Here is a 26,399-nt window from a genome sequence, read left to right as displayed (position 1 = left end):
AGACACGAGCTCACACGGCCCTGGCTCGCTCGGTACCGGCTCACACGGCACGGGCTCACACGGTACTGGGGCACACAGCGGCGGGCGGTCGTCCGCCGCCCACGCACGTCCGGCCCTTCCCGCGCAGCCGTCTCCACCGGTCTACAACGGCTACTCCCCGGAGTCCCAGCAGCCGCCCGGCCAGCCGTCTCTGCCGCAGCGGCAGGCTCAGCCGCCCGCGAGCGTCCGCTGCCGGCCCCGCCGGCGCCACTCCGCCGCCGTCGCCGCCCTCACCGCCCTCCTCGGGAGTCCAGACGCCGCCGAGCAGCCCGGCGCAGAGCCAGTACGGCTCCGGCCCCGCCGGCTACTCGCCCTCCCAGCTGGGGCCGTACACCGGTCCACAGCCCGCGCCTGTGCCGATCCAGACAGGAGGCACCACGACGCTCGCCGAGGCGGTGACGGCCGCGCACAAGGAGGGCCACGACTTCGGCGAGTCGGTCGCCCGGGACGCCCCCGCGCTGTGGCTGGAGGCCGTGCTCGCCCGCAAGCCCCGGATGCCGTCCGACCTGGAGGCCCGCCTGCTGCAGGGGTCCTCGCTGCCGATCGACTTCCTGCTGCACGACGAGGTCAGGCACGCCCTGCGCCGCGGCTTCTGGGACGCCCTGGAGCGCGCCCGCCGCTGACCCGTCCTCCCACCACCCGCGACCGGCCGCGCCTGAGCCGGTCGCGGCGCGTGGTGTCAGCCGAGGGCGTCGAAGCCGGCCCGCAGATGGGAGACGCGCTCGCTCAGCTCGGCGACGGCGCCGTTCAGGGGCCGGTCGCCGGACTTGTCCGCCAGCTCCCGCACTCGCCGTAGCTCGTCCTCGACGGCGGTGACGCGACCGGCCAGTTCGGCCAGTACGGAGGCGTGGTCGCCGCCGCGCGGCAACTCGTTCGACAGGCGATCGCGCAGCAGCGCCGCCTGCTCGGTGAGCCGCCGGTTCATCGTGTACAGCTCCACGAACACGGCGACCTTGGCGCGCAGCACCCAGGGGTCGAACGGTTTGGTGAGGTAGTCCACCGCCCCGGCGGCGTACCCCCGGAAGGCGTAGTCGGGGGCGCTGTCGACCACGGTCAGGAAGATGATCGGGATGTTCCTGGTGCGCTCTCTCCGTTTGATGTGCGCGGCGGTCTCGAAGCCGTCCATGCCCGGCATGCGCACGTCGAGCAGGATCAGCGCGAAGTCGGTCGACAGGAGGGCCTTCAGCGCCTCCTCTCCGGACCGGGCCCGTACGGGCACGACGTCGAGCGAGCTGAGGATCGCCTCCAAGGCGATCAGGTTCTCCTCGCGGTCGTCGACCAGCAGGACCCTGGCGCGGTCAGGCATCGATCATGCCTCCTGGGAGTCTCGGGACTCTGGGGACGGCACGCCCCTCGTTCGTTCTGTGCCCCCGTTGCGGCCGCGCATGAGCCATCCGCGCAGCCGTTCGAGCAGGCGGTCGACGTCGACGGGCTTGGGCACGTAGTCGGAGGCGCCCGACGCGATGCTCTTCTCGCGGTCTCCCCGCATGACCTTCGCCGTCAGCGCGATGATCGGCAGGTCGGCGAACTGCGGCATCGTGCGGATCGCCGAGGTCGTGGCCCAGCCGTCCATCTCGGGCATCATGATGTCCATCAGCACGAGCGCCACGTCCTCGTTGCGTTCGAGCTGCTCGATGCCCTCGCGGCCGTTCTCGGCGTACACGACGGTCGAGCCGTGCCGCTCCAGCACGCTGGTCAGCGCGAAGACGTTGCGGATGTCGTCGTCCACGATGAGGATCTTGGCTCCGGACAGCGGGTCGTCCCCCTGCCAGTCGTGGCCGTCCACGAGCGGCGCGTACTGGGGGACCGGCAGGTCGGTCGGGAGGGGGATCTCCGGGAGGATGTCCTTGATGTGCAGGTCGGGCACCTCGGCGTCCCGGCCCTCCGGCTCCAGGGGTGTGGCGATCGCGCCGCCGTCGGGCGCGGCGAGCGGCCCGGAGTAGTTCGGGGGCAGGTACAGCGTAAAGGTGCTGCCCTCTCCGGGGGCGCTCTGCACGTGGATCTCACCGCCGAGGAGGCGGGCGATCTCCCGGCAGATCGACAGGCCGAGGCCGGTGCCGCCGTACTTGCGGCTGGTCGTGCCATCGGCCTGGCGGAACTGCTCGAAGATCACTTCGAGCTTGTCCGGCGCGATGCCGATGCCGGTGTCCACGACCCTGAAGGCCAGCATGTCCTCCTGGGAGCCCTGCAGCTTCTCGTCCACGTACGGCACGTCGGCCGGCGCGTGGGTGACCTCCAGCCTGACCTCGCCCTCGTGGGTGAACTTCACCGCGTTGGACAGCAGGTTGCGCAGCACCTGCTGGAGCCGCTGCTCGTCGCTGCGCAGCTCGTTCGGCACGGAGGGATCGACCTGGACCGTGAACGACAGGCCCTTGTCCTGTGCGAGCGGCGCGAAGGTGGCCTCCATGTAGTCGACCAGCGCGGACAGCGACATCGCCTGCGGGTGGATGTCCATGCGGCCGGCCTCGACCTTGGACAGGTCGAGGATGTCGTTGATCAGCTGCAGCAGCGCCGATCCGGCGTCGTGGATCGTCCGGGCGAACTCGACCTGCTGCGACGTCAGGTTGCCCTCGGCGTTCTCCGTCAGCAGCTTCGCGAGCACGAGCAGGCTGTTCAGCGGGGTGCGCAGCTCGTGGGACATGTTCGCCAGGAACTCGGACTTGTAGCGCGAGGACACCGCGAGCTGCTCGGCCCGCTCCTCCAGCGTCCGCCGGGCCTGCTCGATCTGGAAGTTCTGGATCTCGATGGCGCGGTTCTGCTTGGCCAGCAGCGCCGCCTTGTCCTCCAGCTCGGCGTTGGACCGGCGCAGCTCCTCCTGCTGGCGCTGGAGCTCGTCGGAGCGCTCCTGCAGCTCGATCGCGAGCCGCTGCGACTCGGTGAGCAGGTCCTCGGTCCGGGAGTTGGCCATGATCGTGTTGATCGTGACGCCGATGGTCTCGACGAGCTGGGTGAGGAACGCCAGGTGCACCTCGCTGAACTGCCTGAACGAGGCCATCTCCAGGACGCCGAGCACCTTGTTCTCGAAGAGGATCGGCAGCACGACGATCTGCGCCGGGTTCGACCGGCTGAGCCCGGTCTCGACCGTGATCGAGTCGACCGGCACGTTCTCCAGGATGATCTGCTTGGCCTCCAGGGCGGCCTGGCCGATGATCCCCTCGCCCAGCTCGAAGTTCGGCTTGGGGGACGAGCCCGGCTGGATGCCGTACCCGGCGATGAGGTTGAGCCGGCCGTCGTCGTAGAGGTAGCAGGCGCCGTGGCTGGCCGAGACGAGCGGGGTGAGCTCGCTCATGATCAGCCGGGCGACCTCCATCAGGTCGCGGTGGCCCTGCATCAGGCGGGAGATCCGGGCCAGGTTGGACTTGAGCCAGTCCTGCTCCTGGTTGGTCTTGGTCGTCTCGCGCAGGGTGGCGACCATCGTGTTGATGTTGTCCTTGAGCTGGGCCAGCTCGCCCGGCGCCTCCACCGTGATCGACCGGGTGAGGTCGCCCCTGGCGACCGCGCTGGTCACCTCGGCGATCGCGCGCACCTGCGTGGTCAGGTTGCCGGCCAGTTCGTTCACGCTCTCGGTGAGCCGCTTCCAGGTGCCCTCGACGCCCTCGACGCGGGCCTGGCCGCCGAGCTGGCCCTCGGAGCCGACCTCGCGGGCGACGCGGGTGACCTCGGAGGCGAAGGACGACAGCTGGTCGACCATGGTGTTCATGGTGCTCTTGAGCTCGAGGATCTCGCCCTGGGCGTCGACGTCGATCTTGCGCGTCAGGTCGCCGTTGGCGACGGCGGTGGTGACCTGGGCGATGTTGCGCACCTGGTAGGTGAAGTTGTTGGCCATCGAGTTGACGTTGTCGGTGAGGTCCTTCCAGACGCCCGACACGCCGGGGACGCGCGCCTGGCCGCCCAGCCGTCCCTCGGTGCCGACCTCGCGGGCGACGCGGGTCACCTCGTCGGCGAAGGCGGACAGCTGGTCCACCATCGTGTTCATCGTGTCCTTGAGCTCCAGGATCTCGCCCTGGGCGTCCACGGTGATCTTCTTGGACAGGTTGCCCTGCGCCACGGCGGTGGAGACGACGGCGATCTGACGGATCTGCGACGTCAGGTTGTTCGCCATGAAGTTGACGTTGTCGGTGAGGTCCTTCCAGATGCCCGACACGCCGCGCACCTGCGCCTGGCCGCCCAGCCGTCCTCGGTGCCGACCTCGCGGGCGACGCGGGTGACCTCGGAGGCGAAGGACGACAGCTGGTCGACCATGGTGTTCATGGTGCTCTTGAGTTCGAGCATCTCGCCCTGGGCGTCGACGTCGATCTTGCGGGTGAAGTCGCCGTTGGCGACGGCGGTGGTGACCTGGGCGATGTTGCGCACCTGGTAGGTCAGGTTGTTGGCCATCGAGTTGACGTTGTCGGTGAGGTCCTTCCAGACGCCCGACACGCCCTTCACCTCGGCGCGGCCGCCCAGCTTGCCCTCGGTGCCGACCTCGCGGGCCACCCGGGTCACCTCGTCGGCGAACGCCGAGAGCTGGTCGACCATCGTGTTGAGGGTCTCCTTGAGCTCCAGGATCTCGCCCTGGGCGTCCACCGTGATCTTCCTGGACAGATCGCCCTTGGCCACGGCGGTGGAGACGACGGCGATCTGCCGCACCTGCGAGGTCAGGTTGTTGGCCATGAAGTTGACGTTGTCGGTGAGGTCCTTCCAGACCCCCGACACGCCGCGCACCTGCGCCTGGCCGCCCAGCTTGCCCTCGGTGCCGACCTCGCGGGCCACCCGGGTGACCTCCTCGGCGAACGCCGAGAGCTGGTCGACCATCGTGTTGACGGTGTGCTTCAGCTCCAGCATCTCGCCGACGGCGTCGACGGTGACCTTGCGGCTCAGGTCGCCTCGCGCGACCCCCGTCGTCACCTCGGCGATGTCGCGGACCTGCGCGGAGACGCGGTCGGACATCGTGTTGACGGCCTCGGTGAGGTCGCGCCAGCTACCCGACATGCCCCGCAGGTTGGCCCGGCCGCCCAGCTTGCCCTCGGTGCCGAGGTCGCGGGTGACCCGCGTCACCTCCGAGGTGAACAGCGAGAGCTGGTCGACCATGCCGTTGATGGCCTTGCCCAGGCGGCGTACCTCGCCCCGGGCCGCGCGGTCCACGTCGATCCGGCGGGACAGGTCGCCCTTGGCCACCGCGTCGATGACGTCGGCGGCGCCGCTGACCGGTGTCACGATGGCGTCGATGAGGTCGTTGACCGAGCCCACGCTCTCCGCCCACGCGCCGACGCCCGGCCCGGGGCTCAGCCGTTCGGTGAAACGGCCCTCCTTGACGATCTCGCGGCGCACCCGGGCCAGCTCGTTGGCCAGGTGTTCGCGCCGGTCGGCCACTTCGTTGAGCAGCAGCCGGATCTCGCTGAGGATTCCCGGCGGGGCGTGCGAGACGCGGCGGCGGAAGTCGCCGTCTCGCCATGTGATGAGCGTCTCCAGGAAGGGCACGAGATCGGATTCGCGATAGACCCGTTCGGTCCCGGCCAGCTCGGCGTTGGCGGGCGACATTTAGCCTCCTTTACCCCGACGGGGCTGACGCGACCAAGGCGTTGGGCCTCATACGGCCTGTCCAGCCGTGGACTCCATGCCAGTCTGTCACGTTCCGTGGGGTGCGGGGCCCCCTTGCTTGACCCGAGGTCAGGCGAAAGTGTGGTAAGCACAATGGTGGTGACAACTACCCCTCGAGCCGTCCTGGCGGCGTCCTTCACGCCGGGTGAGACGGCCGTACCCGAAGTGCAGCGGTTCACGCGCGAGGTGATGACGGCGTGGGCCGCGCTGTCGGTGTACCCCGAGGCCGAACGCCTGGTGGGCGAACTGGTCGCGGAGGCCGTCGACGCGCCCTTCGAGGTCGTGTGGCTGCACCACGGCGAGTCCATCCAGGTGGAGGTGCGGGAGAAGACGGACGGCCAGGACTTCGGGCCGCCGGCCGACGCCATCACGTGGGGCGTCACGTTCACGTCGTCGCTGCGCACCCGCTGGGCCCGGCTGGAACTGCCGGGCGGGGAGCCGGTGCAGAGCGACGAATGGCTGCTCGAGGCCGCGCACGGCCCCGGCTGGCTGGGCTTCCTCGCGGACGCGAGCGACCTGCTCGCGGGCACGCTCAACCCGGAGATGGTGCCGGCGATCATCGCGCAGATCGTGGTGCCGCGCCTGGCGAGCTGGTGCGCCGTCTACACCGACCAGGACGGGCTGGGGGAGCTGCGGCCCGCCTACCTCTGGCACGCGGACGAGACGCAGATCGACGCCATGCGCGACGAGCTGGAGGAGATCGCGCTGCCGGGGGACGACGACCCCGCCGTGCTGCCGATGAGCGACTGGCAGGCGCTGGCCTACCCGCTGACCGCGCGGGGGCGGCGGCTCGGCGTGATGTGCCTGGGCCGGCGCGACCGCTTCCCCGACGAGGCCATGCAGATCGCCGAGGACCTCAGCAGGCGCGCGGCGCTCGCGCTCGACAACGCCCGCCTGTACGCGCAGCAGGCGGCGGCCAACCGGGCGCTGCAGCGCAGCCTCCTGCCGCCGGACGAGCCCACGACCCCCGGGCTCGACTTCCATGTCATCTACGAGCCGGCCGGGGAGAACAACGAGGTCGGCGGCGACTTCTACGACCTGTTCCCGATCGCGGACGGGGTCTGGCGCTTCGCGATCGGCGACGTCTGCGGCACCGGGCCCGAGGCCGCCGCGGTCACCGGACTGGCCCGTCACACGCTCCGGCTGCTCGCCCGCGAGGGGTACGGCGTGGCCGCCGTCGTGGGCCGGCTCAACCAGGCCATCCTGGAGGAGGGGGAGCGCGCCCGCTTCCTGACGCTGCTGCACGGCCAGATCACGGTGGTGCCGGAGGGCCTCGACATCCGCCTCGTCTCGGCCGGGCACCCGGAGGCGCTGCGGCTGCGGCCGAACGGCCTCGTCGAGGTCGTCGCCTCGCCGCAGTCGCTGCTCGGTGTGTTCCCCGAGGCGAAGTTCCAGGAGGACAGCCTGCGGCTCGCCCCCGGCGACGTGCTGCTGGGCGTGACCGACGGGGTCACCGAGCGGCGGTCGGGCGACCGGCTGCTCGACGACGACGGCGGCCTGGCCAAGCTGCTGGAGGAGTGCGTGGATCTGTCCGCCCGCGCGGTGGCCGAGCGCATCCGCCGCGCCGTGCAGGACTTCGCGCCCGAGCCGAGCGCGGACGACCTGGCCATCCTCGTCCTGCGCGCGCCCTAGACACCCCCTATGGCCCGGACGGCGAAGTCGATGGCCGCGGCCATCTGGTGCACCCGCTCCTCCACCATCGGCGTGCCCGGTCCGGTGTCGTACCGGTAGACGGAGGCCTCCCTGCCGTGGTCCGCCAGGGCCCGCACGTAGTGCTCGACCTGCCGCGCCGGGCAGCGTGGGTCGTTCGCCCCCGTGAGGATCAGCAGCGGGGCCTCCACCATGTCGGCGTAGGTGATCGGGGAGGACGCGGCGTACCGCTCGGGCACCTCGGCCGGGGAGCCGCCCAGCAGCGCCCGGTGCGCCGCGCGCAGGCTTTCTGCCTCGTCCACGTACGCCGCCGCGTGGTCGGCGATGGGCACGGCGGCGATCCCCGCCGCCCACGACTTCGGCTGGGTGCCGAGCGCCAGCAGGGTCAGGTAACCGCCCCACGCCGTGCCGGCGAGCACGAGGCGGTCGGGGTCGGCGATGCCGCGCTCCACCGCCCAGTCGCGCACCGCCGCCACGTCGGCCAGCTCGATGTGGCCGACCTCGCCGCGCAGGGCGTCGCGCCAGGCCGAGCCGTACCCGGCCGAGCCCCGGTGGTTCACCCGGATCACCGCGAAACCGCTGTCGACCCACGCCGCGACCTGCGGCTGGAACGAGTCGTCGTCCTGGCCGCCGCCGAACCCCGGGAGACCGCTGCGCAGGAGGAACACCGTCGGGTAGGGCGCGGCCACCCGCTCCGGCCGGGAGACGAGGGCGTGGATGCGTCCTCCCGGGCCCTCCACGTCGATGTCCTCCAGCGGCACGGACGGCGGCGGCGTGCGCCCGGGGCTGAAGACCACGTGGCCGTTGCTCGACTTGACGACCGGCGGGTGGGCGGCGCTCGACCAGGCGTACTCGACGGTGCCGTCGGGGCGCGGCGCGGCCGCCTCGATCACCCCGTGCGGGCTCTCGATCGGGGTGAGGCCGCCTCCGGCGAGGTCGTAGCGCAGCAGTTCCGTGCGTCCCCGCTGGTTGTGGATGATGAGCAGCGCCCGGCCGTCGTCGTACCAGTCCGCGGAGATCTCGCCGCGCACCCGCAGCCAGATCTCCCGCTGCTCGCCGGTCACCGGGTCCCACACGAGCGGTTCGCGGCGGCCCCGGCGCTCGTGCAGGACGAGCAGGCGCCGGTCGCCGGGGAGGGGGGCGAATCTGCCGCCGGTCACGCCCCTGCCCGGTCCGTCGTTCAGCTCGGCGACGGTCGAGCCGTTCGCCCTGACGACCCGTACGGCCGGGTGCAGGACGTCGCCGTGCTCGCTGTGGTTGACGGCGATGAGCGAGCCGTCGAGCGACATGTCGGCGACCGCGGCGTACTCGTCGTGGCGATACACCGTGACCGGCTCGTTTCCGGGCCTGGCCAGCAGGATCTCGAAGCCGTCCCGGGAGGAGCGGCCGACGGCCGCGGTGCCGTCCGAGGCGAGCGCGAGCCCGCAGGGGTGGCCGGGCGGCATGGCCAGGGGCACGTCCGGGCCGCCGTGGAACGGCTGGCGCGACCACACGCCGTGCCCGTCGCCGTCCGTGTCGCCGTGTATGTCGCCGAACCACCAGATCCACTGGCCGGTGGGGTCGATCGCGCCATACCGGGTGCCGTGGGGGCGGTCGGTGACCTGGCGGGTCTGGCCGCTCGACCGGTCCCAGGCGTAGATCTCCCAGCAGCCCGAGGCGGTGCCGCGGTAGACGGCGCGGTGCGGCGCCTGGCGCGCCCAGGTCGGCAGGGTCACCCGCGGTGCCCGGAACCTGGCCTGCCAGCGTTCCTCGGCCTTCATGCCGGCCCTCCCCTGCGCTCCTACGGGGTCGGGTTCAGTATGTCCCGCCAGACGCGACAATGCCTGACAAACAGGCGATGTCGGGCCACGAGTTCGGGCGGTGCGCCGGTCAGGACAGGTCCAGGCCGGCGAGCTGGGCACGGCTGGCCACGTTGAGCTTCGGAAACGCCCGATAGAGGTGGTAGCTGACGGTCTTCGGGCTGAGGAACAACTGCGCGCCGATCTCCCGGTTGGTCAGACCCCTGGCGGCCAGCCGCACGATCTGCAGCTCCTGCGGGGACAGCGCGGACAGCGCTTCCGTACGGGCGGCCGGGGAGCTGGTGTCACCGGTGGCACGCAGCTCGGTGCGGGCGCGCTCGGCCCACGGACGGGCGCCCAGCCGCTCGAAGGTCTCCCACGCGGCCCGCAGGTGCGGCCGGGCGCTGCCCTTGTCGCGCTCCCTGCGCAGGCGCTCCCCGAAGGCGAGCCTGGTGCGGGCCGCCTCCCAGGGGCGGCCGCTGCCGGCGTGGAGCCGTACGGCGGCGATGAAGTCCTCGTGCGCCCGCTCCCAGTCGCTTTCGAGCAGGGCGCGGCAGCGGTGCAGGACGGCCAGCGCCCAGTCCTGTCCCGACGCCGTCGCCCACTCCTCGAACCGGCGCAACGGCTCGCGCGCGGGCAGCCCGAGCCGTACGGCCGCCTCGATCTGGTCGGGGGCGAAGTAGACGGCCTGGATCTGGTGGCGCACCGGGCCGGTCATGGCGGCGTCGAGCCGGTCAAGAGCCTCGGCGAACCGGCCCTGCCCGAGGTCGAGCAGGGCCAGCGCCCACTCGGCCCACGCCAGGCCGTTGACGATGTGGTTGGCGTCGAAGCGGTCGCGCGAGCGGGCGGCCAGTTCGGCGCACCGGTCCGCCTCTCCGCGTACGGCGGCCAGCCACGCCAGCGTGCCCTCCAGGTAGCCCGCCCGGTTGCGCTGCCCGGTGCCGGAGGTGAGCCGCAGGCCCTCGACCGCGGTGGCCTCGGCGTCCCTGAACCTGCCCAGGTACAGCTCGGCGGCGGCGAGCGTGACGTGGACCAGGGGGAGTTTGCCGATGTCGCCCGCGGTCCGGCACTCCGCCGCCATGGCGGCCGAGATGTCGTGCCCGGTCCTGAAGTCGCCGACGAGCGGGGCGACGAAAGCCGCGTTGATCCGGAAGGTGTGCGCGCCGGAGGCGATCCGGCCACCCCTGGCGACCAAGTCGCGCATGATGGGGATCCCCTCCGCCGGTCCCTGCCGCAGCAGCACCGACGCGCCGGTCACGGCCTGGACGGCGGGATCGAGGCCGTCCTCCGGACGCAGGCCGAGTTTGTGGAGGCGTTCGGCCGCCTCGGCGACCCTGGCCGGGTCGCTGAGCTGCCAGGCGTTGCGCGCGGCGTCGGTCAGCATCAGCCCGGCCGCGATCCGGTCCTGCCGCGCCTGCCCGTCGGAACCCTCCCCGGTCGTGAGCGCGGTCAGCTCCTCCGCGCCGGCCATCAGCAGGTCGTGGGCCAGGTGCGGGGCGCCCTCGTCGAACGCGATCCTGGCGCGCAGGTCGCAGAGCCGCGCGCGGGAACGGGGGTCGGTGACCAGCGCGGCGGCGCGCTCGACCAACTCCTTGGCCCGGCCGGCCTGGCCCGCGTCCGCGGCGGCGACGGCGGCCTCGGTCAGCCGCCCCGCCCTGAGCGCGTGGTCCTCGGTGAGCTCGGCGGCCCGTTCCAGTGCGGCGCAGGCCCCGGCGTTGCCGTCGCGCTCCCGGGCGCGCCGCGCGACCTGCTCCAGCGCCAGCGCCGCCGTCTCGTCGGGGCCGGTGGCGGCGGCGGCCAGGTGCCAGGCCCGCCGGTCCGGCTGGTGTTCGAGCAGCCTCGCCAGGATCGCGTGGACCTCCAGCCGCAGATCGTAGGTGCCGTGCCGGAAGGCCGCCGCGCGCATGAGGGGATGGGTGAAGGTCACCCGTCCGCCGTCGATCCTGACCAGGCCGGACCTCTCGGCCACGCCCAGGGCGGCGGGCGCGATCCCCAGCTCCCTACCCGCCTGTACGATCACGTCCAGGTCGCCGCCGTCGGTCAGCGCGGTGACCAGCAGCGCCTTCTGGGCGTCCGGGGGCAGTTCGGCGATGCGGGCCTCGTACGCCCGCTGGATGCGGGCGGGCAACGGCAGCGGGCTCCGGTCGTAGGCGGGCAGGTCCGTACGCGGGAGTTCGAGCAGGGCGAGCGGGTTGCCGCAGCTCTCCTCGATGACGCGGTCGCGCGTGCCGGGGGCGAGCCCGGGGGCCGCGCGGGCGAGCAGCGCGGCGGCGCTGCCCTGGTCGATGCCCGACAGCCGGTGCTCGGGCAGGCCGGCGGGGTCGAAGCCGGCGCGCGCGGCGAAGATCATGACGATGCCCTCGGCGTGCAGCCGATGCGCCGCGAACCGCAGCGCCTGCGCCGACTCCTGGTCGAGCCACTGCGCGTCGTCGACCAGGCACAGCAGCGGCCCGCCCTCGGCAAGCTCGGCCAGCAGCGACAGCACGGCGAGGCCCACCAGGAGCCGGTTGGTCACCGAGGCCAGGCCGAAGGCGCCGCGCAGGGCGGCAGCCTGCGGCTCGGGCAGCGCGTCCAGCCGGTCGAGCCCGTGCCCGAGCAGCAGGTGGAGCGAGGCGAACGGGATCTCCGCCTCGGTCTCGACACCGACGCCGCGCAGCACGCGCATGTCCTGGGCGCGTTCTGCGGCGTACGCCAGCAGGGACGTCTTGCCGATGCCCGGATCGCCCTCGACCACGAGCACGCCGGAGCGTCCGGCACGCGCCCGGTCGAGTGCGCCGTCGATCACCGCTTGATCGGCCGCACGCCCCCACAGCACCCCGGCATCCTTGATCATCGTGCCGGATGCGATCTGAAGCGGCTTTCCTGGGCTTCCGTGCTGTCCTGAACCGACACGGATCGCAAGTGTGCCACGTACGCGGTCGCCGTGATCAGGCGATCGGGGCCCCATCGGTGCTCCGAGGCGGTGAGCGGTGCCGGAGGGACTCGGTGAACCCGTCCGGTGACAGCACTGGTCATGTGTCCGATACCGCCCGGACATCGGCGTTTCTAGCGTTTTCCGGGTGAACAACACGCAAGCGGTCGATCTCATCGGGGTCACCAAACACTACGCACACGGCGTAACGGCGCTGGACGACGTCACGATCGCCTTCGGCGCCGGCACGTTCACGGCCGTGATGGGGCCCTCGGGGTCGGGCAAGTCGACGTTGCTGCAGTGCGCTGCCGGGCTGGACCGGCCCAGTGCGGGGCAGGTGGTCGTGGACGGCCGCGACCTGGCCGCACTCGGCGACCGGAAGCTGACGTTGCTGCGCAGGGACCGGATCGGCTTCGTGTTCCAGTCGTTCAATCTGCTGCCCTCGCTCACCGCGGAGCAGAACGTGGGCCTGCCGCTGCGGCTCGCCGGGCGGCGCCCCGACCGTGAGCTGGTGCGGCAGAGCCTGGGCGCCGTGGGCCTGGCCGAGCGCGCCGGGCACCGGCCCGCCGAGATGTCGGGCGGGCAGCAGCAGCGGGTGGCCATCGCGCGGGCGCTGGTCACCCGCCCCGCCGTGCTCTTCGCCGACGAACCGACCGGCGCCCTTGACGCCAACACCAGCCGCGACGTGCTGCGCCTGCTGCGCACGCTGGTGGACCGGCAGGCCCAGACCATCGTCATGGTCACCCACGACCCCGTGGCGGCATCGTACGCCGACCGGGTCGTGTTCCTGGCCGACGGCCGGGTGTACGGCGAGCTGTACGAGCCCACCGCCGAACTGGTCGCCACCCGGATGCTGCAGTTGGAGGCGTCGTGCTGAGGATCGCCTGGTCCACGCTGCGTACGCGCTGGATCTCTTTCGCGGGCACGTTCACCGCGCTGGCGCTGGGCGCCGCCTTGATCGCCGCGCTCGGGCAGGTGCTGGCCTCCAGCATCACGTCACCGGCGCGGGGGCCGCAGCGGTACGCCGCCGCGCCCGTCGTGGTCGTGCCCGACGAGAGGCTCACCGTGGACACCTGGCGGGGCGGCAGCAGCGCGCCCCTGGCCGAGCCGCGCGGCCTCGGGGACGACCTGGTCGCCCGGCTTCCCCGGCGCGGTGGTGGACCGGGTCTTCCCCGCGCGGCTCTCGGACGGGCCGGCGGCGGTGGGCAGGCCCTGGTCGGCCGCTCGTACGGCCCCGCAGGCGCTCGTCGCGGGCCACGCGCCCTCGGGGGACGGCGAGATCGCGATCAGTGCCGGGACCCAGCCTCGGAAGCCCGCGCTCGCCAGGGCGCGGGCGCTGCTGGGGACGCGGGTGCCCGTGGTCACCGCGACCGGGATCGAGACGTACCGGGTCGTGGGCGTCACGACGGCGGGACCGCAGCCCACGGTGTTCTTCGCCGACGCGCGTGCCGCCCGGCTGTCGCCACGCGTGGACGCGCTCGCGTTGTGGCGGCCCGCCGCCGAGGTGACGAAGGCGGTGGCGGGGGCGGCGCGGGTGCTGAGCGGGCAGGACCGGGCGCTGGCCGATCCGTCCCGCGAGGCCGACGAGCGGGCGCGCAACAACGCCAACACGATCGTCGGCATCGCCGCCGGGTTCGCGGCGTTCATCGCGATCTTCGTGGTCTCGTCCACGTTCGCGTTCGCGGTGGGGCAGCGGCGGCGCGAGTTCGCCCTGCTGCGGACCATCGGCGCGACGGCGCGCCAGGTAAGGCGGATGATGTACGGCGAGGCGGCCCTCGTCGCGGTGGCCGCCTCCGCGGTGGGCGCGTTCCTCGGCCCCCTGGCGACCCCGTCGATCCTCGACCGGCTGGCCGCGCTCGGGATGGCGCCGGAGTGGCTGACACCGTCGCAGTCGCCCGTGCCCGCCTGGGTGGCCTTCGGCACCGGAGTACTGGTCGCCCTGGCCGGCGTGGCCGTGGCCGCGCGGCGGGCCGGGCGGGTGCGGCCCGCCGAGGCGCTGCGCGAGGCGGCGGTGGAACCCCGTGCGATGACCTGGGGCCGGTGGATCGCCGGGCTGGGCCTGCTGGGCACGGCGGTGGTCGGCATGGCGGTGAACGCCATCGGCGATCCTGCGTCGGCCACGAACAACAAGACCTTCATGCCGATCGTCATGCTGCTCATCGCCGCACTGGGCCTGCTCGCGCCGGTCTTCGTGCGGCCCGTCACCCGCCTGCTCGTCGCGCCGCTGGAGCGGCTGCGCGGCGCCGGCGGCGTCGTGGTGGCGGGCGGGACGGCGGCCTCGGCCGCGCGCACCGCCGCCGCGGCGGCGCCTGTCCTGGTCACCGTGGCGCTGGCGGCCTCGCTGCTGGGCGGGGCCGCGATGACCGACGCCGCCAAGTCGGCGCTGCGGACCCGGCCGGTACGCGCCGACTATCTGGTGCTCCCCGACGGGGATGCCGGACTGGACAGGCAACTCGTCCAGCGGCTGCGGGCCATCCCCGGCGCGGACGTCGCCACCGAGACCGAGACCAGCGTGTACACGCTCGAAGGCGACACCCAGCTCATCCGGAGGCCCGCCCAGGCCGTCGAGCCGGGCACGCTGTCCACGGCGTTGTCGGTCCCGCTGGTCGCCGGATCGACGGCCGGGCTGCGCGACGACACGATCGTCGCCTCCCGGACGTGGGAGCTGAGCCTGGGGCAGCGGGTGCGCATGTGGCGTGCCGACGGCAGCCCGGTCACGCTGACGGTTACAGGCGTGCTCGGGGACGATTCGCCCGCCGACTCCTACGTCACGACCGCCCACGCCTTCTCCGCCCTGCCCTCCGTCGCGTACGTGACGGCGCGCTCGGGGGCGGCGGCCCCGGACGTACGCGCCGCGCTCGAACAGGCCGTACGCGGCCACAACGCCCGCGCGGTGAGCAGGGCCGAGTGGGTGCGGGAGTCCGGCGACAGGCAGGCCTCGGCCAGCCGGCTCGGCCTGCTGGCCGTGCTGGGGATCATGCTCTGCTACACCGTGATCGCGCTGGTCAACACGCTGTTGATGGCGGCCTCCGACCGGGCGGCCGAGCGGGGCGGTCTGCGGCTGCTGGGAGCGACGCGGGCGCAGGTGCTGCGATACGTCGTGGCCGAGGCGCTGGCGGTGGTGGCGGTCGGAGTGGTGCTGGGGTTCGCGGCCACGGCGCTCGGCCTGCTGGGGCTGGAGGCGGCCCTGCTGCGCCTGGCCGGGCTGTTCGCCTTCGAGGCGCCATGGCGGCCGGTCGCCTTGGTGATCGGGATCTGCTTCCTGCTGGGGGCGGTCGCGGCGGTCGCCCCCGCGATCCGCACCATCCGCACCGGGGGCGCGGCGATCCCGCGCTCGTGAACCGCGCTACGCGGGCGTGTCAAGCCGAAGCGGTCCAGCGGGTGACGTGGAAGGACGCGGTCACCGGCACGAGGTCGGGCAGTGCGGCGATCTTCGCGGCCAGTTCCTCCGGGCGCGTGTGCCAGGCGCTCGGGCCCATGCCGACCACCGCCTCGACCTCGTCGTGGCCGAGGGAGAGCGCGATCTCCTCGGTCTCCTCCGCGGCGCGGGTGAAGTGGCCGCCCAGGGTGTCTTCCAGGCGGCGGTCCTTGTCCTCGTCCACGCTCAGCAGGCCGAGACGCTCGACGAGCGGGCTGAGATGGCCGGGGCCGGGCGTGACGACGACCAGGGAGCCGCCGGGCCGCAGCACCCGGGCGAACTCCTCCGCGTTGCGCGGCGCGAAGACGTTGAGCAGCACGTCCACGCGGTCGTCGCCGACGGGGATCGGCCGCCACACGTCCGCCACCAGGGCGCCGATGCGGGGGTGCGCGCGGGCGGCCCGTTTCAGCGCGTGCTTGGACACGTCGATCGCGATGCCCACCGCGTCGTCGCCGAGTGCCGCGGCCAGGTAGTAACCGGTGCCCGCGCCGGCGTCGGCGACCACGGCGGCGCCCTCGCACATCCGGGCGAGGCGGCGGGCCAGCGGGCCGTAGTGGCCCGCCTCCAGGAAGCGGGCCCGCGCGGCCACCATGGCGGGCGTGTCGGCCGTGCCGGCCGGGCGGGTGAGCATGTTCACGTACCCCTGCCGCGCCACGTCGTAGGAGTGGCCGTGCACGCACCTGACCGACCCGCCGGCCAGGTGGACCGCCGTACGGCAGGCCGGGCAGACGAGGTGGTCGATGACGTCGGCGAGCACCCGTCCATCATCCACCCCGTGCGGGACTGCGAACCGTCGGCAAGTCGGCTGCAGGAGTACGGCAAGCCGGCGGAGGTTCCATGGACGCGCAAGGAGCTTTTCGAAGGGGGAGATCGCGATGACCCGCACCCGCCGCCGCTGCCCGCGCTGCCGTACCGAGCTTGACGAGGGCCCGATCCTCTACCGCTGCGCCCACTGCGAGCGCGCCGTCTACGCGGCCGACCTCGACGTCGACTACACGCCCGTCCAGGCCGGCGCCCGCTGAAACCCGGGTCTCTTCTATCGTGGTGCGATGCCGCATGAGCCGAGAATCGTGGCCGGTGTCGAGATCATCCCGCTTTGCGATGCCGTGGGTCCCATGAAGGAACCGGTCCGCAAGCCGCTGCCCGAGATGTTCGCCGGTGCGGTGTTCGAGCCCGGCGAGGAGTGGGTGCTGCACTTCCACTGCTACCTGCTGCGGGCGGCGGGCCGTACGGTCCTGGTGGACACCGGGATCGGCGGCGCCGGCTCGCCCGCGACCTGGGCGCCCCTGCCCGGCCGCCTCGGCGGGGAACTGACCGCCGCCGGGGCCGCCCCGGCCGACGTGGACGTCGTCGTGCTGACCCACCTGCACAGCGACCACGCCGGTGGCGCGGTCGCGGACGGCGCTCCCGCCTTCCCGAACGCCCGATACGTCGTGCAGCGGGCGGAGACCGAGTGGGCCGCCGAGCCGGTGCGCGCGCTGATCCTCGACCCTCTGCGGGACCTGCTCGACGTCGTCGACGGCGACGCCGAACCCGTGCCCGGGGTCCGGGTGCTGCACACGCCCGGCCACACGCCCGGCCACCAGTGCGTCGAGGTGGGAGATCTGGTGATGAGCGGCGACGCCGTGCTCCACCCCGTCCAAGTCGCCGATCCCTCGATCCCCTACGTGTACGACGAGGACCCCGACCTCGCCGTACGGACGCGCGAGGACATCCTCGCCCGGGCCGCCGTCCTCGCCCCCTCCCACTTCCCCGACCCCTTCGTGCACATCAAGTAATCGATCGGTCGCTCTTCGCTCATCTCCTTGTTAAGCTCTTGGCTATAGGTGCACAACGTACGTACGCTCTGGTCGTGGGTGCCAAGGAGGAGCGCATCAACCTGCGCGTGGACACGGAGACCAAGCGGCTGCTGGAGAACGCGAGCGAGCTGGCCGGGGGCACCGTCTCATCGTTCGTTCTCGGTGCGGCTACCACGGCCGCCCGCGAGTTGCTGGCTGATCGAACGGTTTTCCGGCTTGCCGAGGAGCAATGGCAGGCCTTCGACGCGGCCCTGTCCCGGGAGTCTCGTGACGTGCCGGGGCTTGCCGAGCTCATGAGGACCCCGACGATCTTGGACGAAAACCCGTGAAGCTGTCTTCGGTGTCCCCCGTAACCAGGGGTGACGACCTCGACGGCTTCGACTGCGGTTCTCCGGCCCAGAGCGAGTGGCTGACGCGCCATGCGCTGCAAGCGCACGCGAGTGGAGGATGTCGCGTCTACGTCGTGCGTGACATCGAGGCCGGCAGGGTTGTGGGTTACTACGCACTCGCGGCCGGAAGCGTCGGCCCGGCCGTGGCTCCCGCGCGGCTGCTCAAGGGGGCCGGGCGTCACGATCAGCTGGTGGTCATCCTTGCCCGGTTGGGCGTGGACAAAGGCGCGCAGGGCATCGGGCTGGGACGGGCACTCGTGGTGGACGCCTTCCGCAGAGTGGCACGGGTGGCCGACCAGATCGGTGTTCGAGCCGTGCTCATCCACTGTGAGAGCGAGACGGCGCGGGCCTTCTACCTGCGGCTCGCCGCGTTCGAGCAGAGCCCGAGCGATCCTCTGCACCTCCTCCTGCTGATGAAGGACCTGCGGAGGGCCCTCCCGGTGGACGTGGAGAGCAGCCGCGACAGCCGGCGCTGAACCTGCTCCGACGCAGGCGGGGCTCGTGGTCAGGCGGGGGCCGGGGCGGGGGCGGGGTGAAGGGTGGCGCGGCGGCGGGCACGAGTCCGGTAACGGATCACCTGTACGGCTCCGAGCAGCCAGATCGGATACTGCACGGCGAACGCCCAGCGGAAGTCGTTCTGCAGGTCCATGACGACCCCGACGAGCGCGATCAGGGACATCGAGGCGGCGAAGCCGCCGCCGTTGACGATGCCGGTCGCGACGCCGATGCGCTCGGCCGGGTTGAACGTGCGGGCGTAGTCGAAGCCGACCATCGAGCCCGGGCCGTTCGTGGCGAGGGCCAGCATGAGCAGCCCGAGCGTCCACAACGGGGCGGGGCCGGGCCACAGGAGGACGAGCGTCCACGCGCCGGCCGTGGCGCCGATGATCGTGAGCACCATCCACGAGCGGCGCAGCGGGAAACGCCCCGCGAGGTGGCCGAGCAGCGGCCCGCAGCCCATCGCCAGCAGCGTGAGCGTGGTCAGCAGCACGCCGGCCGTACGCGGGGACAGGCCCTGGCCCTGCACGAGGAAGGGATAGCCCCACAGGATCGTGAAGGCCGCGGACGAGCACTGGGTGGCGGCGTGGGTCCACATCCCGAGGCGGGTGCCCGGCTCCGCCCAGGCCGCCCGCACGCCGAGCGCCGCGGGCGCGCGTTCCGGCCGCCGGTCGCGCAGGAAGAGGCCGACGGCGGCCAGCGCCACCACCCCCAGGCCCGCCGCCCACAGGAAGGTCGGCGTCCAGCCGTACGCGTGCAGCGAGGTGATCAACGGCACGGCCGACACGACCGCGCCGAACTGGCCGAGGATGCCGGTGAGCTGCACGATCAGCGGGTTGCGGCGGGGCGGGAACCAGACGTTGACCACCCGGATCACGCTGATGAACGTCATCGCGTCGCCGCAGCCGACCAGTACCCTGCCGGCGACGGCCGCCCCCAGACCGGTGGCGACGGCGAACAGAAGCTGGCCGAGGGCCATGACCGCCGCGCCGATGAGCAGCATGCGCTTGGAACCCAGGCGGTCGACCAGGACGCCGACGGGGATCTGCATGACCGCGTAAACGAGCAGTTGCAGCATGGCGAGGGTGGACAGCGCCGCCGACCCGACCCCGAACCTCGTCGCCGCGTCGATCCCCGTCACGCCGAGCGACTGGCGGTGGAAGACCGCGACCATGTACGCGAGCACACCGGCAATCCAGTAGATCAGGGCTTTGCGACTGTTCTCACCCGTGTGCACCACGTGGACACATTTTACCGTTATGCACTTCTTGCCCCTTGCGTGACCCCTGGGACGCGTGTGCCGGAACGGTAGGGTCACCGTTCCGGCGCACGAGGACGGGAGTGTCAGACGAGGGCGGGGACCCGCTCCTCCGGCGCCTCCTCGGCCGCGTCGTCGCCGTGCGACAACCGCGGCAGCCAGCCCAGCCAGCCCAGCCAGCTCAGCCAGCCGAGCCAGCGCGGCAGAAGCTCCACGAGCGAGGCTGAATGTCGGTGCAAGCACGCCCGGGTTCCCCCGCTTCAAGGGCCGGGGCTGGTTCGACACGGTCGAATGGCCCAAAGATGGTGACGGGTGCCGGTGGGATTCCCAGCCCGGACACCCGACGTTCGTGCGCTTGCAGGGTGTTGGGCACGTTCGGGTGCACCAGCACCGCCCGGTGCGGGGCCGGGTGAAGACGATCAGCGTGAAACGGGAAACGTCCCGCTGGTACGTGATCCTGTCGTGCGATGACGTGCCCGCGCAGCCGCTTCCCTCGACCGGTGCGGCGGCCGGTGTCGACATGGGCGTCGCCTCGCTGGTGACCACCAGCGACGGCGACCACCTGGACAACCCGCGCCGCCTGAAAGCGTCCGCCGGACGTCTGGCCGCGGCCCAGCGGGCCCTCACCCTTAAGAAGGGGGTCCAAGCGGCGCCGCAAGGCGGTGGCGAGAGTGGCGGCGCTGCACGCGAAGGTCCGGCGTCAGCGCTTGGACGGCGCGCACAAGGCCGCCCTGGCACTGGTCCGGGCGTATGACGTGATCGTGCACGAGGATCTGCGGATCGCGAACATGACCCGCAGCGCGTCCGGCACGATCGACGCCCCCGGGCGGAACGTCGCGGCCAAATCCGGGCTGAACCGGAGCATCCTGGACGCGGGTTGGGGGGTGTTCCTGCGGGTCCTCGCGTACAAGGCTGAAAGCGCCGGTCGCGAGCTGATCGCAGTTGATCCCCGCAACACCTCCCGCACCCGCTCGCGGTGCGGGCACTGCGCGAAGGACAACCGCCTCACCCAAGCCCAGTTCCGATGCCAGGCGTGTGGCCACGAGGCGCACGCCGACGCGAACGCGGCCGAGAACATTCTCAGGGCAGGGCTTGCCCTTCGCGACGCTGCGGAAGCGGCCTAGCGAGAAGCCGCTCCCTTCAGGTAGCGGAGGAGTCACGACCTCCCCTTTTACGTCTGCTTCGACGCTAGGGAGCGATCACGGGCGGGACATCGGGCGTGCAGACCAGATCGCGCGTACTGCCCTGGGCGTACGCCCTCCTCCCCGCGATCTAGGGGACATCCCTTATTAGGCTCGGGGCATGAGATCGGAGCTGCGATGATCCCGGCGGACGCCTTCTACGCGGGGCTGTTCAAGGTGGCCGCCGCGGCGGCCGGTTTCCTCACCGACTCCTCGGGGCGGGTCCTGCTCGTGAAGCCGGGCTACCGCGACCACTGGGGCTGGCCGGGCGGCCACGTCGACGAGGGCGAGTCGCCCGAGGCGGCCTGCGGCCGGGAGCTGGCCGAGGAGCTGGGCCTCACCCGGCCCGTGGGCCGCCTGCTCGTGGTCCAGTGGGTGCCGCCGCTGGACGACCGGCCGATCCCGCTGGTCCACTTCCTGTTCGACTGCGGCACGTTCGAGGACGGGACGGGCGTGGTCCTCCAGGAGGACGAACTGGACGACTACGGGTTCTTCACGGCGGAGCAGGCCGTCTCCCTCATGCCGGCCTACCTGGTGGCCCGGCTGACGGCCGCGCAGCGGGCCCGCGCGACCGGGGAAACCGTCTACCTCCCTGCCGCCGTCGCCGAATAGTTTCCCGTCCCCGTGGAATGGGGTGGACGAACGCGCCATGACGAACGTGAGTGACGCGACGGGACGGTGAGGCATGGACGAGCCGGAGCTCAAGAAGGAGCTCGACGAGGTGGACGCCCAGATCGAGCGCCTGCGCAAGGAGACCGCGCAGATACGTGAGGAGATCGGGCAGAGCTGGGACGCGCCCACGGACATGGTGGAGAGGTCCGCCCTGCTGACCAACGTCGAGCAGCAGGAGGCGCTGATCGACGACCTGCAGGTCAGGCGCGAGCAGATCCTGCGGCGGATGAAGGGCTGAGCCCGCCCCGGGGTCCCCCGGTCGGGCGGGACAGCGTTTGTACGCTGGTATGAGCCACGACGTGGTGGCGTACCGGACGACGGGGGCGGCGTGGGCGTCATGACCGCGATGCGAACGAGGGTTGCCAGGGGGGAACCGGCCGGTCTGCCCGCGGAGGTGACCAGCTTCGTGGGGCGCCGGCACGAGCTGGCCGAGCTCAAGCGCCTGCTGGGGACCTCGCACGTGGTCACGCTGATCGGCGCGGGCGGGGTGGGAAAGACTCGCCTCGCGCTGCGGGCGGCCGAGGACGTCCGCCGGAGCTTCCCCGGCGGCGTACGGCTGGTCGAGCTGGCCGCGCTCGAAGATCCGGCCCTGCTCGTGCAGACCGTGGCCGAGGTGCTGTCGGTCAACGACCACTCCACCCGGCCGCCGCTCGACGCGCTGGTCGAACGCCTGCGGGGCCGCCAGACCCTGATCGTGCTCGACAACTGCGAGCACGTCCTCGCCGAGTGCGCGGTGCTCGTGGACACGCTGGTCCGGGCGCTTCCCGACCTTCGGGTCCTCACCACCAGCAGGCAGGCGCTCGGCATCGACGGCGAGCAGATCGTCGAGCTGGCGCCGCTGGCGATGCCCGCCCCGGGCGATCCGGCGGCGCCGCTCGCCGAGTCGGACGCGGTACGGCTGTTCGCCGAGCGGGCCGCCGCGGTCGTCCCCGAGTTCGAGGTGACCGAGGAGAACGAGGAGGCGGTGGCCGAGATCTGCCGCCGGCTCGACGGCCTGCCCCTGGCGATCGAGATGGCCGCCGTACGGCTGCGCGTCCTGTCGGTGAGCCAGGTGCTCGAACGGCTGGGCGACCGGTTCCGGCTGCTCACCGGCGGATCGCGGGCCGCGCTGCCCCGGCAGCGTACGCTGCGCGCGCTGTTCGAGTGGAGCTACGACCTGTGCACCGAGCAGGAGCGGCTGCTGTGGCAGCGGGTCTCGGTCTTCGCCGGAGGCCTGGACCTGGAGGCGGCCGAGCAGGTGTGCGCGGGCGACGGCATCGCCCGCGAGGACGTGCTCGAACTCGTCGCGGGGCTGGTCGACAAGTCGGTCCTGCTCCGCCGGGAGTACGACGGGGCGGTCCGCTACTGCCTGCTCGACACGGTGCGGCAGTTCGGCCGTGAGCTGCTGGCCGCCTCAGGGAACGAGGCGACGCTGCACCGGCGCCACCGCGACTACTACCGGAAGATCACCTCACGGGCCTGGGCGGAGCTGTTCAGCGCCGCCCAGCAGTCGTGGGTGGAACGCCTGCAGCGCGACCACGCCAACCTCCGCAAGGCCCTGGACTGGTCGCTGCGCGAGCCGGGAGAGGCCGAGACGGGCCTGGCGATGACCGCGGAACTGCTCTACCACTGGAGCGGCTACCACCTGTCGGAGGGCGCCGGCTGGTTCGACCGGAGCCTGGCCGCCGCGACGGAACCCGGCGAGGTGCGGGCCCACGCCCTGTGGGCGGGCGCCTGGATCGCCCTGCTGAGGGACGACTGCGTCACCACGCTCGCACGGCTGAAGGAGGCCACGGCGATCGCCGAGCGGCTCGGGCTGCGGGTGACGCTCGGCTATATCGCGTTCCTGTCCGGCATGGCGGCCGTGTGCGGGGGCGACCTGGAGACGGGCATGCGGCGATACGAGGAGGCGGCGGCCGCCCACCGCACCGTCGGCAACCCCATCGGTCTCGCGCTCGCACTCAACCGGCTCGCCCTGGCCAACGCGTTCCTCGGTCGCCCGGCCGCCCGTGACCTCGCCGAGGAGTGCGTGGCCCTGTGCGACCTGTACGGCGAGGGCTGGCACCGGGCGTACGCGCTGCTGGCGCTCGCGATGGACGCCTGGCACCGGGACGACATGCGCGCGGCCTGCGAGATCGACAACGAGAGCCTGCGCTACAACACGGCGGTCGGCGACCAGCTCGGCATGGGCATGAACCTGGAGGCCCACGCCTGGTTCGCCGCCGGCGAGCAGGAGTACGAGCGGGCGGCCCGGCTGCTCGGCGTCGTACGGACCTTCTGGCGGGCCGTCGGCGCGCGGCTGGCGGAGTTCCGCTACATGAGCCGCTGTCACGACGAGTGCGAGGCGGTCACCCGAGAGGCGCTGGGCGAGACCGCCTTCCACGCCGAGGTGTCCAGGGGCGCGGCCCTGACGCGGGAGGAGGCGCTGACCTACGCCCTGCGCGAGCGGACCCCCGCCGCCCGCGCGCCCGCGCCGTTCGAGGGCCGGATCGCACCGCTGACGCGCAGGGAGACGGAGATCGCGCACCTTGTCGCCGAGGGACTGAGCAACAAGGACATCGCGGGCAGACTCGTCATCTCCCAGCGCACCGCGGAAGGCCACATCGAGCACATCCTGGACAAGCTCGGGTTCAAGTCGCGCGCCCAGGTCGCCTCCTGGCTGAAGGAGCGGCTGAGCGAGCGCCCGGCCAACCCGGCCAACCCGGCCGGCCCGGCCGCGGACGGCGCGAGCGGCCCGACGAGCGGGCCGGTCAGCGGAGGGCGTACACCGGCAGCTCGAACCACGTGATCTTGCCCTGCCGGGTGCGCTCCGCGCCCCAGCAACAGGCCAGCGAGTCCAGCAGCCGCAGTCCGCGCCCGTGCTCGTCGCCGGCGGACGGCCGGGCCATCTCGGGCATCGTGCCGTCGCAGTCCTCCACCTCGCAGCGCAGCAGCCCCTCGACGGCCGACAGCCGTACGACGAGGTCGCCGCAGCAGGTGTGGCACAGCACGTTCGTGACCAGTTCGCTCACCAGCAGCCGCGTCACGTCGGACAGGTTCTCCATGCCCCAGGCGCTCAGACACTCGCCGACCAGCCGCCTGGCCCGCCCGGCGGCGGTGGCGTCGGCGGGCAGCCGCCAGGACGCCGCCTCGACGTCGGGGTCGTCCACGAGCTGGATCGCGAGGTCGCCGACCCGCTGCCGCAGCGTCTCCCAGCGGTGACGGACCGCGGAGTGCCGGCGCGACGGGACGGCGGGCGCGTGGCCGTCCTGTGCTGATGACGGTGACGCGGATGACGGTGATTCGTCTCGGACGGGACAGTAGATCAAACTCATGCGGCACACCCCAGAGATGCGCGAGCGGGGATGCTGCGACCGTCCGGCATGAGCTCACCGCTGTCGTCGAAGAGCACCACGCCGTTGCAGAGCAGACCCCATCCCTGCTCCGGGTGGAAGGCGATCAGACAGGCCGCGTCGCGGTCGGGTGCGTCCGCCGGCGGGCACTGAGGGTGGTGCTGGCACATGATCGGTCCCCCTGACTCTCATGCACTCTTTGAGACGTTTTCAGACTGCCTTCTCGCGCCTTGGGGTGGGGAGGGGGAAAACACCCGTATCGATACCTGTTCGAGGCATACGTACGTAGTGGGTGCTGGCCGGGTAGGCGGCGGGTAAAGCGCCGTAAGGCCCTCACTCGTCCAGGGAGATCGCGTCCTTGGCGCGATCGACCGATTCCTCGGAGGCCCCACGGCCGGGGTTTTCCGTGGCCAGCGCCTGGTTGAGCGCCACGAAGGGCCGCATCCGCCGCTCGTAGCGGGCGAAGGCGGCCTCGTGCGTGCCTCCCGCCGCCGCCAGCTCGGCGGCCAGCACGTACGCGCCCACCAGGGCGAGGCTCGTGCCCTGCCCGGACAGAGGGGAGGGGCAGTAGGCGGCGTCGCCGACGAGCGCGATCCGTCCCGACGACCACCGGTCCATGGTGATCTGGGCCATCGAGTCGCAGTAGAAGTCGCCCGCCTCCTCCATGCCCTTCAACACCCTCGGCGTCTCCCCGCCCGCACCCGCGAACGCCTCGGCCAGGGCCGCGCGCAGCCGGGCGGGGTCCCGATGGTCGAGCGGCTCGGACTGGAAGCCGAGGCTGACCCGCAGCTCCGTGTTCCCCCGGACCGGGAAGATCCCGTATCCGCGCTCGCCGTCCTGCATCCAGACCTGCCAGTCCTCCAGCCCGAGGAAGTTGTCCATGCCGAACACGGCCAGGTAGGTCCCCAGGTGGTGGACGAACTCCTGCTCCGGCCCGAAGGCCAGCCGCCGGACCGTCGAGTGCAGTCCGTCCGCGCCCACCACGAGGTCGTACCGGCGCGGCTCGGCGTGCTCGAACCGGGCCAGCACGCCCCGCTCGTCCTGCTCCAGCGCGGTGATCGAGTCACCGAACAGGTACGTGACCTCCCCGCGCGTCCGCTCGTACAGCAGGCGGGTGAGGTCCTCGCGCAGCAGTTCGATGTCGTCGTTGTCGAGCCGACCGCTGCTGTAGGTCGTCTCCTCCGAACGCATGATCTCGTTGCCCTCGCCGTCGTACACCGACATGCCGCGGTGGGTGGTGCGCAGGCGGCGCGCCTCGTCGAGTACGCCGGTGCGGCCGGCGACCTCCAGCGCGACGCCGCGTATGTCGATCGCCTGCCCTCCCGCGCGGAGGCCGGGTGCGCGCTCCACCACGGTCGGGGCGAAGCCGTGGCGGCGCAGCCAGTAGGCGAGCGTGATCCCCGCGACACCGGCGCCGGAGACGAGCACGTTGGTCATCGAAGCTCCCTTGGGGGTGTGGATGCCGTATGTGCAGTGAATGTACGCTGTACGCGCACATCGTGCAAGCTGGGATTTTGGCGAGTATCTGTACTAGAACAGCTAGGTTCTGTCCTAGTACAGGGAGGAGGTCGACGTGACACCGCCGTACGCGAGGATCGCCGCCGAACTCAGGCGCAGGATCATCGAGGGCGAGCTGGCGCCCGGCGATCGGGTGCCATCGACCCGGCAGGTGGCCGCGCAGTGGGGGGTAGCGCTCGCCACCGCCACGAGGGCGCTCGCCGAGCTGCGCAGGGAAGGGCTCGTCCGTGCGGAACCGCGCGTCGGCACGGTCGTCGCGCACCGTCTCGCCCGCATGTCTGCTGGGCGAGACCTCGATGACACCGGTCCTCGCCGTGCCGTCGGGGGGCCGTCCAGGTGGCCTGGGCATGCCCGACCGCCGCTCCGGCCACCGACAGCCGGGGCGTCGTCACGTCGCCCG

24 protein-coding genes and 1 pseudogene are annotated in these 26,399 nt (G+C 72.3%); 14 read left to right on the top strand and 11 right to left on the bottom strand.

Going from position 1 to position 26,399, the window contains the following annotated elements; all coding sequences use genetic code 11:
* Positions 1–392: 392 nt before the first annotated feature.
* On the top strand, positions 393–662 hold the full coding sequence (locus B1L11_RS53885; RefSeq protein ID WP_306291641.1) for a hypothetical protein: 270 nt from the start codon (positions 393–395) through the stop codon (positions 660–662).
* A gap of 56 nt (positions 663–718) precedes the next feature.
* Here B1L11_RS53885 and B1L11_RS12230 read toward each other — a convergent pair whose 3' ends face one another.
* The gene (locus B1L11_RS12230; protein ID WP_079314580.1) at positions 719–1,345 is read right to left on the bottom strand and encodes a two-component system response regulator; all 627 of its coding nucleotides are present in this window, start codon (positions 1,343–1,345) and stop codon (positions 719–721) included.
* Between the two features lie 3 nt (positions 1,346–1,348).
* Positions 1,349–5,559, bottom strand: a pseudogene (locus B1L11_RS12225) (HAMP domain-containing protein).
* A 153-nt stretch (positions 5,560–5,712) separates the two neighbouring features.
* Here B1L11_RS12225 and B1L11_RS12220 point away from each other — a divergent pair.
* On the top strand, positions 5,713–7,251 hold the full coding sequence (locus tag B1L11_RS12220) for a PP2C family protein-serine/threonine phosphatase (RefSeq protein WP_079314579.1): 1,539 nt from the start codon (positions 5,713–5,715) through the stop codon (positions 7,249–7,251).
* Here the strand turns inward: B1L11_RS12220 and B1L11_RS12215 are convergent.
* Both B1L11_RS12215 and B1L11_RS12210 read right to left on the bottom strand, forming a co-directional pair.
* Positions 7,248–9,029: a prolyl oligopeptidase family serine peptidase gene (locus B1L11_RS12215; protein ID WP_079314578.1), complete on the bottom strand. Its 1,782-nt coding sequence runs from the start codon at positions 9,027–9,029 to the stop codon at positions 7,248–7,250. The genes B1L11_RS12220 and B1L11_RS12215 overlap by 4 nt on opposite strands.
* Before the next feature lie 109 nt (positions 9,030–9,138).
* Complete coding sequence (locus B1L11_RS12210) at positions 9,139–11,880, bottom strand: AAA family ATPase (RefSeq protein ID WP_256862464.1); 2,742 nt, start codon at positions 11,878–11,880, stop codon at positions 9,139–9,141.
* Between the two features lie 226 nt (positions 11,881–12,106).
* Here B1L11_RS12210 and B1L11_RS12205 point away from each other — a divergent pair, with 226 nt between their 5' ends.
* On the top strand, positions 12,107–12,835 hold the full coding sequence (locus B1L11_RS12205; protein WP_218671057.1) for an ABC transporter ATP-binding protein: 729 nt from the start codon (positions 12,107–12,109) through the stop codon (positions 12,833–12,835).
* Positions 12,836–12,954: 119 nt separating this feature from the next.
* Here the strand turns inward: B1L11_RS12205 and B1L11_RS45105 are convergent, their stop codons facing one another.
* Positions 12,955–13,323: a hypothetical protein gene (locus tag B1L11_RS45105; RefSeq protein WP_143737210.1), complete on the bottom strand. Its 369-nt coding sequence runs from the start codon at positions 13,321–13,323 to the stop codon at positions 12,955–12,957.
* On the opposite strand from B1L11_RS45105, the gene B1L11_RS12200 reads away from it, so the two are divergent.
* Positions 13,316–15,298 carry an FtsX-like permease family protein gene (locus B1L11_RS12200; protein WP_143737209.1) on the top strand — a complete coding sequence of 661 codons (1,983 nt, stop codon included), beginning with the start codon at positions 13,316–13,318 and terminating at the stop codon, positions 15,296–15,298. The two genes, B1L11_RS45105 and B1L11_RS12200, sit on opposite strands and share 8 nt — an antisense overlap.
* Before the next feature lie 19 nt (positions 15,299–15,317).
* On the opposite strand, the gene B1L11_RS12195 is transcribed toward B1L11_RS12200, so the two are convergent.
* Positions 15,318–16,133, bottom strand: a complete 816-nt coding sequence (locus B1L11_RS12195; RefSeq protein ID WP_079314575.1) for a putative RNA methyltransferase — start codon at positions 16,131–16,133, stop codon at positions 15,318–15,320.
* Positions 16,134–16,251: 118 nt separating this feature from the next.
* On the opposite strand from B1L11_RS12195, the gene B1L11_RS46735 reads away from it, so the two are divergent.
* From B1L11_RS46735 to B1L11_RS12180, 4 genes are all read left to right on the top strand, one after another.
* Positions 16,252–16,398, top strand: coding sequence for a hypothetical protein (locus B1L11_RS46735; RefSeq protein WP_179155103.1), 147 nt, complete (start codon positions 16,252–16,254; stop codon positions 16,396–16,398).
* A gap of 93 nt (positions 16,399–16,491) precedes the next feature.
* Complete coding sequence (locus B1L11_RS12190; protein ID WP_256862463.1) at positions 16,492–17,154, top strand: MBL fold metallo-hydrolase; 663 nt, start codon at positions 16,492–16,494, stop codon at positions 17,152–17,154.
* Positions 17,155–17,228: 74 nt separating this feature from the next.
* Entirely contained in the window at positions 17,229–17,504 is a 276-nt protein-coding gene (locus B1L11_RS12185) for a DUF1778 domain-containing protein (protein ID WP_256862462.1), read from the top strand.
* On the top strand, positions 17,501–18,040 hold the full coding sequence (locus B1L11_RS12180) for a GNAT family N-acetyltransferase (RefSeq protein WP_079314573.1): 540 nt from the start codon (positions 17,501–17,503) through the stop codon (positions 18,038–18,040). Before B1L11_RS12185 ends, B1L11_RS12180 begins: the two co-directional genes overlap by 4 nt.
* Positions 18,041–18,069: 29 nt before the next feature.
* Here B1L11_RS12180 and B1L11_RS12175 read toward each other — a convergent pair whose 3' ends face one another.
* Together B1L11_RS12175 and B1L11_RS50515 are read right to left on the bottom strand one after the other, a co-directional pair.
* Positions 18,070–19,299: a nitrate/nitrite transporter gene (locus B1L11_RS12175; protein ID WP_256862461.1), complete on the bottom strand. Its 1,230-nt coding sequence runs from the start codon at positions 19,297–19,299 to the stop codon at positions 18,070–18,072.
* Positions 19,300–19,403: 104 nt separating this feature from the next.
* A complete protein-coding gene (locus tag B1L11_RS50515; protein ID WP_256862460.1) occupies positions 19,404–19,532 on the bottom strand; it encodes a hypothetical protein in 129 nt (42 codons plus the stop codon).
* Between the two features lie 305 nt (positions 19,533–19,837).
* Between B1L11_RS50515 and B1L11_RS50510 the strand changes: the two genes are divergently transcribed.
* The 5 genes from B1L11_RS50510 to B1L11_RS12155 all read left to right on the top strand — a co-directional run bounded on the left by B1L11_RS50510 (position 19,838) and on the right by B1L11_RS12155 (position 23,937).
* A complete protein-coding gene (locus B1L11_RS50510; protein WP_256862472.1) occupies positions 19,838–20,071 on the top strand; it encodes a hypothetical protein in 234 nt (77 codons plus the stop codon).
* On the top strand, positions 19,989–20,441 hold the full coding sequence (locus tag B1L11_RS50505) for an RNA-guided endonuclease TnpB family protein (RefSeq protein ID WP_256862459.1): 453 nt from the start codon (positions 19,989–19,991) through the stop codon (positions 20,439–20,441). Before B1L11_RS50510 ends, B1L11_RS50505 begins: the two co-directional genes overlap by 83 nt.
* Positions 20,442–20,636: 195 nt before the next feature.
* Positions 20,637–21,110, top strand: coding sequence for an NUDIX hydrolase (locus B1L11_RS12165; protein WP_079314572.1), 474 nt, complete (start codon positions 20,637–20,639; stop codon positions 21,108–21,110).
* Positions 21,111–21,183: 73 nt separating this feature from the next.
* Positions 21,184–21,408 carry a hypothetical protein gene (locus tag B1L11_RS12160; protein WP_079314571.1) on the top strand — a complete coding sequence of 75 codons (225 nt, stop codon included), beginning with the start codon at positions 21,184–21,186 and terminating at the stop codon, positions 21,406–21,408.
* Between the two features lie 108 nt (positions 21,409–21,516).
* Entirely contained in the window at positions 21,517–23,937 is a 2,421-nt protein-coding gene (locus B1L11_RS12155; RefSeq protein ID WP_143737208.1) for a LuxR C-terminal-related transcriptional regulator, read from the top strand.
* On the opposite strand, the gene B1L11_RS12150 is transcribed toward B1L11_RS12155, so the two are convergent.
* The 3 genes from B1L11_RS12150 to B1L11_RS12140 all read right to left on the bottom strand — a co-directional run bounded on the left by B1L11_RS12150 (position 23,900) and on the right by B1L11_RS12140 (position 25,918).
* On the bottom strand, positions 23,900–24,463 hold the full coding sequence (locus tag B1L11_RS12150) for an ATP-binding protein (RefSeq protein ID WP_143737207.1): 564 nt from the start codon (positions 24,461–24,463) through the stop codon (positions 23,900–23,902). The genes B1L11_RS12155 and B1L11_RS12150 overlap by 38 nt on opposite strands.
* Entirely contained in the window at positions 24,460–24,651 is a 192-nt protein-coding gene (locus B1L11_RS50500) for a DUF5999 family protein (RefSeq protein WP_079314569.1), read from the bottom strand. Before B1L11_RS50500 ends, B1L11_RS12150 begins: the two co-directional genes overlap by 4 nt.
* 163 nt (positions 24,652–24,814) lie before the next feature.
* Positions 24,815–25,918, bottom strand: coding sequence for an FAD-dependent monooxygenase (locus tag B1L11_RS12140; RefSeq protein ID WP_079314568.1), 1,104 nt, complete (start codon positions 25,916–25,918; stop codon positions 24,815–24,817).
* 136 nt (positions 25,919–26,054) lie between these two features.
* Here B1L11_RS12140 and B1L11_RS45100 point away from each other — a divergent pair.
* Positions 26,055–26,399, top strand: a 345-nt coding sequence (locus tag B1L11_RS45100) for a GntR family transcriptional regulator (RefSeq protein WP_143737206.1), incomplete at its 3' end; no start/stop codon positions are given.

The sequence above is a fragment of the Microbispora sp. GKU 823 genome (assembly GCF_002027145.1).
Classification (GTDB): Bacteria; Actinomycetota; Actinomycetes; order Streptosporangiales; family Streptosporangiaceae; genus Microbispora; species Microbispora siamensis.
This window is presented reverse-complemented; position numbering and strand designations above follow the sequence as displayed.

Excerpts from the sequence above, each read along its gene's own strand:
- B1L11_RS12160 (WP_079314571.1), top strand. The coding sequence starts at position 21,184 with ATGGACGAGCCGGAGCTCAAGAAGGAGCTCGACGAGGTGGACGCCCAG.
- B1L11_RS50500 (WP_079314569.1), bottom strand. The coding sequence starts at position 24,651 with ATGTGCCAGCACCACCCTCAGTGCCCGCCGGCGGACGCACCCGACCGC.
- B1L11_RS12215 (WP_079314578.1), bottom strand. The coding sequence starts at position 9,029 with ATGAAGGCCGAGGAACGCTGGCAGGCCAGGTTCCGGGCACCGCGGGTG.
- B1L11_RS12140 (WP_079314568.1), bottom strand. The coding sequence starts at position 25,918 with ATGACCAACGTGCTCGTCTCCGGCGCCGGTGTCGCGGGGATCACGCTC.
- B1L11_RS50510 (WP_256862472.1), top strand. The coding sequence starts at position 19,838 with ATGGGCGTCGCCTCGCTGGTGACCACCAGCGACGGCGACCACCTGGAC.
- B1L11_RS12190 (WP_256862463.1), top strand. The coding sequence starts at position 16,492 with ATGAAGGAACCGGTCCGCAAGCCGCTGCCCGAGATGTTCGCCGGTGCG.
- B1L11_RS12210 (WP_256862464.1), bottom strand. The coding sequence starts at position 11,880 with ATGATCAAGGATGCCGGGGTGCTGTGGGGGCGTGCGGCCGATCAAGCG.
- B1L11_RS12165 (WP_079314572.1), top strand. The coding sequence starts at position 20,637 with ATGATCCCGGCGGACGCCTTCTACGCGGGGCTGTTCAAGGTGGCCGCC.
- B1L11_RS12155 (WP_143737208.1), top strand. The coding sequence starts at position 21,517 with ATGCGAACGAGGGTTGCCAGGGGGGAACCGGCCGGTCTGCCCGCGGAG.
- B1L11_RS12150 (WP_143737207.1), bottom strand. The coding sequence starts at position 24,463 with ATGAGTTTGATCTACTGTCCCGTCCGAGACGAATCACCGTCATCCGCG.
- B1L11_RS46735 (WP_179155103.1), top strand. The coding sequence starts at position 16,252 with ATGACCCGCACCCGCCGCCGCTGCCCGCGCTGCCGTACCGAGCTTGAC.
- B1L11_RS12220 (WP_079314579.1), top strand. The coding sequence starts at position 5,713 with ATGGTGGTGACAACTACCCCTCGAGCCGTCCTGGCGGCGTCCTTCACG.
- B1L11_RS12230 (WP_079314580.1), bottom strand. The coding sequence starts at position 1,345 with ATGCCTGACCGCGCCAGGGTCCTGCTGGTCGACGACCGCGAGGAGAAC.